The organism is Limnospira sp. PMC 1279.21, assembly GCF_032349615.1.
Classification (GTDB): domain Bacteria; phylum Cyanobacteriota; class Cyanobacteriia; order Cyanobacteriales; family Microcoleaceae; genus Limnospira; species Limnospira fusiformis.
The window spans coordinates 1-6061 of record NZ_JARPLU010000225.1 but is presented as its reverse complement, the minus strand read 5'-3'; the positions used below and the strand labels follow the sequence as shown (position 1 = coordinate 6061).

General features: G+C 50.3%; 8 protein-coding genes and 1 pseudogene. 4 read left to right on the top strand and 5 right to left on the bottom strand.

All coding sequences use genetic code 11. The features are described from left to right. Positions 1–1018: pseudogene (locus P5683_RS21990) on the bottom strand (CHAT domain-containing protein); the annotation flags it as partial. A gap of 183 nt (positions 1019–1201) precedes the next feature. On the opposite strand from P5683_RS21990, the gene P5683_RS21985 reads away from it, so the two are divergent. The 3 genes from P5683_RS21985 to P5683_RS21975 are packed head-to-tail and all read left to right on the top strand — an operon-like array spanning position 1202 to position 2403. Beyond that, on the top strand, positions 1202–1459 hold the full coding sequence (locus P5683_RS21985; protein ID WP_315641837.1) for an AbrB family transcriptional regulator: 258 nt from the start codon (positions 1202–1204) through the stop codon (positions 1457–1459). A gap of 9 nt (positions 1460–1468) precedes the next feature. Next, entirely contained in the window at positions 1469–1885 is a 417-nt protein-coding gene (locus tag P5683_RS21980) for a UPF0175 family protein (protein WP_228116507.1), read from the top strand. A gap of 8 nt (positions 1886–1893) precedes the next feature. After that, positions 1894–2403: a hypothetical protein gene (locus P5683_RS21975; protein WP_006620662.1), complete on the top strand. Its 510-nt coding sequence runs from the start codon at positions 1894–1896 to the stop codon at positions 2401–2403. Positions 2404–2618: 215 nt separating this feature from the next. Here P5683_RS21975 and P5683_RS21970 read toward each other — a convergent pair whose 3' ends face one another. The 4 genes from P5683_RS21970 to P5683_RS21955 are packed head-to-tail and all read right to left on the bottom strand — an operon-like array spanning position 2619 to position 5453. After that, positions 2619–2849, bottom strand: a complete 231-nt coding sequence (locus P5683_RS21970) for a hypothetical protein (RefSeq protein WP_315641046.1) — start codon at positions 2847–2849, stop codon at positions 2619–2621. 45 nt (positions 2850–2894) lie between these two features. Next, a complete protein-coding gene (locus tag P5683_RS21965) occupies positions 2895–3239 on the bottom strand; it encodes a hypothetical protein (protein ID WP_315641047.1) in 345 nt (114 codons plus the stop codon). 55 nt (positions 3240–3294) lie between these two features. Next, entirely contained in the window at positions 3295–4890 is a 1596-nt protein-coding gene (locus tag P5683_RS21960) for a CHAT domain-containing protein (RefSeq protein ID WP_315641048.1), read from the bottom strand. Positions 4891–4928: 38 nt separating this feature from the next. Next, entirely contained in the window at positions 4929–5453 is a 525-nt protein-coding gene (locus tag P5683_RS21955) for a hypothetical protein (protein ID WP_006620667.1), read from the bottom strand. Positions 5454–5569: 116 nt separating this feature from the next. On the opposite strand from P5683_RS21955, the gene P5683_RS21950 reads away from it, so the two are divergent. After that, the gene (locus P5683_RS21950) at positions 5570–5761 is read left to right on the top strand and encodes a hypothetical protein (protein WP_315641049.1); all 192 of its coding nucleotides are present in this window, start codon (positions 5570–5572) and stop codon (positions 5759–5761) included. Positions 5762–6061 lie beyond the last annotated feature (300 nt).

Sequence of the window (6061 nt, the reverse complement as noted above, 5' to 3'; positions counted from 1 at the left end):
GAACTCCGAGGTTAGTCAGGGTAGAGGAGAGGTCTTTGTCTAACCCCAACCGGCGCATAATCCCGGCCGCTTCATCGTAGGCAGTAATTGCCCTTTCCAGATTCGCCGTGGGGTCGATGCCCATCTCGGCTTGGGTGCGGCGGGCAACTCCGAGGTTAGTCAGGGTAGAGGAGAGGTCTTTGTCTAACCCCAACCGGCGCATAATCCCGGCCGCTTCATCGTAGGCAGTAATTGCCCTTTCCAGATTCGCCGTGGGGTCGATGCCCATCTCGGCTTGGGTGCGGCGGGCAACTCCGAGGTTAGTCAGGGTAGAGGAGAGGTCTTTGTCTAACCCCAACCGGCGCCGAATCCCGGCGGCTTCATCGTAGGCAGTCATTGCCCTTTCCAGATTGGCGGTGGGGTCGATGCCCATCTCCGCTTGGGTGCGGCGGGCAACTCCGAGGTTAGTCAGGGTTTGCGCCCGTTTTGGGGGGTTATCCGCCCGCAGTTCCAGCACCACCCCATAGCCCCGGATGGCAATCTCTAAGGCTTCTGCATATCTGCCATAGGGGAATTGTTGAATACTGGTGCAGGTATTTTCGACTAAGCCTGCTACTCCTTCGGCTTGGTCGGGGTACTGCGCGAGAAGTCCCGGCATTGACTGGGCAATAACATCCCCCAAGGCGGGAACAATCAACCCCATATTTTGCCGCATCACTTGATGTACGGCGACTGCATCGCCCTGCGTTTCTGCTTGCAGCAGTTGCAGCCAAAATTGCTGTAACGCCACTTGCTGATTTCCAGCAGTCCCCCGCTGCGCCAAAAACGCCCCCACCTGTTGCGCCACATTCCGCAGAAGCGCCGCCCGGTTGTCTTGTCCGGCTTGCTGCAACTGTGCCGCCACCAACTCACACACCTGCACAAACCCCTCATCCACCAACTCCTGATGACGGTTGAGGATATCATTTACTTCCTCAATGGGACGGGTGAGGAGTTCTTGAATCAGGGCGAGATAAGCCTGCACTCGTTGTTCATCCATAGCGGCGCACCGGGAGAAGTCACCCCCATTTTACCCCCTGACCAACCCTGAGACACCCGGTTGATTTCTTAAATCTTTGTGAAGGAATCGCTATCCTGCCAGAAACTGGGTTTTTTTTGCCCCGACCTGCTGCGATTTTAGGGATTTTACCTGCACAATTGGGCTACATTCCCGTTAAAATAGATGGCATCCCACCCATGGAATTACCCCCTGATGGCACTAACGATTCCCCCAAAACTTATCCACTGGCTGCAAGTCAAACCAGGCGAACCAATTCATCTCGCCATTTCCCCAGATGGCAACGTCGATTTAGAACCCGCCCCAAAAGCGGCTAAAATTGATGTCCGTACTTTATCCGGCTGTTTCTACAACCCAGACAGAAAACCCGTTTCTCTAGCAGAAATGGAACCAGCTATTGTTGAAGGAGCAGCCGTTGAATAGAGTGGGCTTATGCCACCCCATTGCAGGTCTTTATCCATAGCTGCCCGTCAAATCAGGACTCCCATTCTCCCCGTAAAATTCCGAGGTTCAGCCGGACAATATACCCCTTACTTTTCAGGAAATAACCCGTTACACTCGACAAAACATCCCCCAGAACATCCCATGCAAATCACCATTGAAATTCCCGACGAATACATTCAGCAACTCCAGCCCAACCTGGATAATTTTTCGCAGCGGATTCTCGAAACCCTCGTGATTGACGCCTACGAAGCCCAACAGATTACCGCTGCTGAAGTTGGACATATCCTCAACCTTGACCGTTTTGCAGTCGAGCATCTCCTCAAGCAAAAAGGAGCCTATTATCCCTACAGTTTAGCTGATTTTGAACAAGATTTGCAAACCCTCAATACCCTTCAGAATCAGTAAAAAGTTTGATGATTGTTGTTTGCGATACATCACCCATTCTTTATCTAATCCTGATCCATAAAGTTGAGCTACTTCCAAGGTTTTACAACCCAATCATTATTCCCGATATTGTCGCTGAAGAAATGCAGGCGATCGGTGCGCCATCCCCTTTAAAAACATGGATTGCCGCTCCTCCTCCCTGGTTACAAATTCAGCAGACACCCCCCATGAATCAACCCGACCTAAAACGCCTCCATCGCGGGGAACAAGCCGCTATCCTATTGGCACAATCAATTAGTGCCGATTTGCTCATCGTCGATGATTTAGCGGCTCGTCAAGCTGCCCAAAAACAAGGTCTTAAAATTATTGGTTTATTAGGCATTTTAGGCGAAGCTGGACGGCGCAACTGGATCGATTTTCCAACCACATTAGAAGAACTGTTAAAGATGACGAATTTTCGGGCTTCTCCCCAACTGGTACAAGCTCTGCTGGCAAGGTTTGACCGCCCTTCAGACCAGACCTGCTATGATGATTCTTAGCTTCCAATCCCCTCAAAACCTAAAAGTTCGGGAGATGGGCCTACCCATCTCTTTAGTCTCAATCCTCAGTAATTAAGTTTACAATGCTCTCTAAGTCTATCCCCTCGGCTAAAATGCGATAAACTCTTTTTCCCAGAGGGGGTGTGTTTCTCCCTGGGTGTTATCCTTGCGGAGATGATACGCACATAAATAGAGGTTGGGGGCGAAAATTCTCATCATAACTGATTATCATTCAGGGGAGTTGCTTGTCCAGCAGCGTGTTGTTGTTTGGCGTGACGTGCCGCAGTGACTAAGGTAGATTGAGTCCGATTAAAAGCCTTATCCCACCGTTGTTCATCCTGTAAATCGGCGATATATTCCCGTAAATGTTCAATCACTTGGATTTGAACCGTATCGGGTAAGGATTCAACTAGGTTCACTAAGTCTTGAATAGCTGGGGATGACATTTATAAAACTCCTGAGTTAATTGTTAAAACTTTCCATAAAAACCCTCAAGATTGCCCCTCTTTTTTGCCCATTTTCGGAGCGCGGGTTAGCAGAATTTCCGTAATTTTCGGATAGAGATTTATATAAGCCGTGTCCTCTGTGTTGGGGGAATCATTGTCAGCACCTCTTAGCTTGCGGGTACTCGCTGCATCCACTGCATCGGCGATCGCCTCATAATTAGAAAACCAATTTTCCAAACAATCGGCTATTTCTTGATCTGATGCAGTTTCCAACTCAGCCAATTGGGTTTGCAAGTCTTCTAAACTGTCCGACATTTCTCGATGGTTAAACAGTTCTGGGTTGTTTTCCCAAACTGATAGAAAACCGCTGATAATTTCTTCTGGGTTCATAATTATCCTAACCGGGCTTAACGACTAAAATACAGACAAGGGCAGTCTCATAATTTTACGCGCCAATCGCGCAAAATGCTGCCCAGTAGTAAGGAGACTCAAACCGTTTAGCATCGAGTTTATTTTTCCAATAGCTAAAGGTGAGTCTTTTTTGCATTTGCTTCCGCCGTTCCGGACTAATCACCTCACAGCTATCCACCCAGTCTAACAAATCTTGCACCGTGGCTTCCCGCAACCAAGTCTGAGTCTGCCGCAACGCCAGAACCACCGACAGTTCCGGTTGCTGCTGGAGAGTTTGATAAAACTGAATCATAAAAATCGCCGTCGAGATATCCGCCACCGCCCAAAGGGTACTGACCACATTGGGAGAACCCGCGAAAATGAAGCCACTGGGTAAACCGATATATTCATCACTGGTGGAGGTGATGTCGGTGATACCCGTTTCGCAGGCGGAGAGGGTGACGAGACGGCAACTGGTCAGGTCTAGGCGCAAGATATCCTCTAAGGTGAGACATTTTTGCAGGTCCAGCAGTTTGTCATCTTCTAGGGGCAGATAGCGGCTGGGGTCATCCGTTGGCGGCGGGGGGGTAAATTCGCTTTTAGCCAGGATGAGGGCGGATTTGAGGGCATCTTCAAAATTGAAATAGCCGTGACAGGAAAAGTGGGTACAGTGGGCATTTTTCAGGGTTTCGGCATCAAGGGCGGCTTTTTCGGCTTGGTCATGTTTGAGGACTTTGTGGGGGTTAAACAGGGATTGGATGGCTTCCACTTCCATATCGGTGAATCGGAGGTCTTGGGTGGGGTTTTGGATAGCGAAGAGGCGGTTAAAGTGGGGGCGTTGTCGGTTTTGGGCTTGTTGCAGGACTTGGCAGTTGGGGGCATAACCCACGCCTTTGGGGAAGAGGTCTTGTAGGTAGGTCTTACCGTCTTCTGTGGTAACGGGTAAGGCATGGAGGGGGAACAGGTGCAGGTAGCGGTGGGGGATAAGGATTAGTTTTTGGCAGTTGGGGAAGTTTTGCCGTAGGTTGTGCAGGATTTCATCCAGATGCAGGATTTTGGCGAGTTCTTCCAGGCGTTGGGCTAGGGTTTCGCGCCATTGGCTGTTGTCTCGGTTGCGGTAGTCGCGAAGATAGGCATTTCCCCAGTCGATGAGTTTATCTAGGTCTTCCTCGGAAGATGTCCAGAGATTGAAACTTTGGGCGGTGAGGGTGAAGGTGAGGAATTTATCCGGCAAAATGTACCATTCCCAAATCGCGGTTTCCTCATCCAGTAACTCTTGCATCGCCTGAAAAGGCAGGGGTTTGTAGGGTTCGAGTTGCTGCTTTTGTTGCCGCAGTTGGTTGATGTAAGTATAGTCCGGGTTTTCCTCCTCTTGCAGGCGGCGTTCTGCTTGGGTAATGGCAATTCTGAGCAATTGCAACTGTTGGCGGGTGTTTTCGGGAATCACGCCCCCCGGATAAGCGTCACGGGTGGCAATGAGTTCCACCAAGTTCCGGGCTTTACTCCGGTCTACATATTCAATGGCATCCTGGTATCTGCCCAACTCTAGGCACACCTCCACCATGCCGCGATAAACTTTGTTCCATTCTTCATTAAAGTTGCGTTTATAGCCCTCACTATCGGCTCCAATTTCACCCCGGAGATATTCCACCTGGTCTAGGGCTTCCTGGAAGCTACGGTAGGCATTTTCTAGGGCTTGTTGTGTCTGGGAGGAACTGTTCCCGCTTCTGCATATCTGCCATAGGGGAATTGTTGAATACTGATGCAGGTATCTTGGACTAAGGCTGCTACTCCTTCAGCATCGTCGGGATTCTGAGCGAGAAGTTCTGGCATTGACTGGGCAATCGTATCCCCCAAGGCGGGAACAATCAACCCCATATTTTGCCGCATCACCTGATGTACGGCGACTGTATCGCCCTGCATTTGTGCTTGCAGCAGTTGCTCCCAAAATTGTAGTAACGCCGCTTGCTGATTTCCACCAGTCCCCCGCTGCGCCAAAAACGCCCCCACCTGTTGCGCCACATTCCGCAGAAACGCCGCCTCGTCCTCTTGTCCCCCTTGCTGCAACTGTGCCGCCACCTGCTCACACACCTGCACAAACCCCTCATCCACCAACTCCAGATGACGGTTGAGGATATCCGGTTCCTCCCCACTGGGACAGGTGAGGAGTTCTTGAATTAGGGAGAGATAGGCTTGCACTCGTTGTTCATCCATAGCCGCGCACCGGGAGAAGTCACCCCCATTTTACCCCCTGACCAACCCTGAGACACCCGGTTGATTTCTTAAATCTTTGTGAAGGAATCGCTATCCTGCCAGAAACTGGGTTTTTTTTGCCCCGACCTGCTGCGATTTTAGGGATTTTACCTGCACAATTGGGCTACATTTCGGTTAAAATAGATGGCATCCCACCCATGGAATTACCCCCTGATGGCACTGACGGGAATCACCCCAGAGGGAAGGGCAACGATTCCCCCAGAAATTATGGAATGGCTGCCATGAAAACCAGGCGATCGCATTATTAATATCGCCATTTACCCCCTCTGGCAAAGTCTATTTATAACCCGCCCCCAAAGCGGCTAAAATTGATGTCGTCACCGGCTCGGGCTGCCTCTCTTACCCAGACAGAAAACCGGTTTATTTAGCATCAATGAAAGAAGCGATCGCTCAAGGTGCGATCGTCTAATTTGTATACCCGGATTTGTTGGGTGTCGCTTCGCTTTACCCAACCTACGACTAGGTTTCTTTACCCCCCCAGGGAGAAACCGAACTTGAGAAACGGGGAGCGATCGCCTAATTTGTATACCCGGATTTGTTGGGTGTCG